Origin of the sequence: Pseudoalteromonas sp. P1-26 (assembly GCF_001401795.1) — a bacterium.
In the GTDB taxonomy this organism is placed as follows: domain Bacteria; phylum Pseudomonadota; class Gammaproteobacteria; order Enterobacterales; family Alteromonadaceae; genus Pseudoalteromonas.
In genome coordinates, this window is sequence record NZ_LKDX01000110.1 from 1 (window position 1) to 1,293 (window position 1,293).

The 1,293-nt window shown below is 42.3% G+C and carries 1 protein-coding gene; it reads right to left on the reverse strand.

Annotation, left to right across the window (positions count from 1 at the left end):
- Positions 1-34: 34 nt before the first annotated feature.
- Positions 35-1,237 (reverse strand): IS256 family transposase, encoded by a 1,203-nt coding sequence (locus AN394_RS21105; protein WP_055022516.1) that lies wholly within the window; start codon positions 1,235-1,237, stop codon positions 35-37.
- Between the last annotated feature and the right edge of the window lie 56 nt (positions 1,238-1,293).

Below are 1,293 nucleotides of genomic sequence, written 5' to 3' on the forward strand. Positions count from 1 at the left end.
GAGGGCGTTCAGAATTCTGTGTCAGCCTAAATTGCTAAATATCTAGCACGCCATCTAACCTACCTTCGAAGTGAATGGCTAATTGCGACAATGTCAGGTTCCAACTGTGGATTGGCATTGTCCATTTCTTCGAGGCGTTCAATATGCCTGCATACAATAATTTCATCAAGCTATTTTCATTCGGGAATGCGCCTTTAGTTTTGGTCAATTTCCTAAACTGGCGGTGAACCGCCTCGATAGCATTGGTGGTATAAATGGCTTTTCGCACGTAATCTGGGTACTTGAAGTAAACCGACAGGTTCGTCCATTTACGACGCCAAGAGTCGATAACAATGGGATATAGCTTGCCCCATTTATCGTCTAGCTCATCCAGTGCTGCTTCTGCGGCATCTTTAGTTGCTGCACGATAAACGGGTTTTAAGTCAGCCATAAAGGCTTTTTGGTGCTTAGAGGCTACGTACTTCATCGAGTTACGAATTTGATGAATAACGCACTGTTGAACCTCTGTTTCAGGATAGATAGTGCCAATGGCTTCAGGGAAACCTTTTAGTCCATCAACACAGGCGATTAAAATATCGGATACGCCACGATTATGTAAATCGGTCAGCACTGATAACCAGTAGTTAGCACCTTCGCTTTCTGATACGTAGAGGCCAAGTAATTCTTTACGGCCTTCAATATTAATACCCAGCACAGTATAAACCGCTTTGCTAACGTAGCGACCATTTTCCTTGATTTTATAGTGAATAGCGTCAAGCCAGATAAATGGATACAACGCATCAAGACTGCGAGATTGCCACGCTTTAAGCTCTGGTATTAGCTGGTCAGTCACAGCGGTTATTGTGGCTTCTGATACTTCAATGCCATACATTTCTTGAATGTGACTGCGAATATCACGATAGCTCATGCCTAACGCAAACATAGATAGGACTTTTTGGTCAATTTCTGGTGTTAACTTAGTTTGGTTTTTCTTAACGAGTTGCGGTTCAAAGGAGCCAGCGCGGTCTCTTGGTGTTTCAAGTTCAAATTGACCTACAGATGATTTAACGGTTTTCTTGCTAGTGCCGTTCTTACGGTTTGGTTGCAGATCAGCTTCTAGATGCTGCTCTAGCTCTGCTCTGAGTGCAGCTTCAGTTAATTGTTTAATTAGCGGTGTTAAAACACCATCTTCACCAGTTAACCCTTTACCAGATTGAAGTTCAGCTAATGCTTTGTTGAAGTCGAAAGATTGAGTCATGTGTCACTCCTGTTTTCTTAATATTACTGAAATGACACAGATTTCTAAACACTACC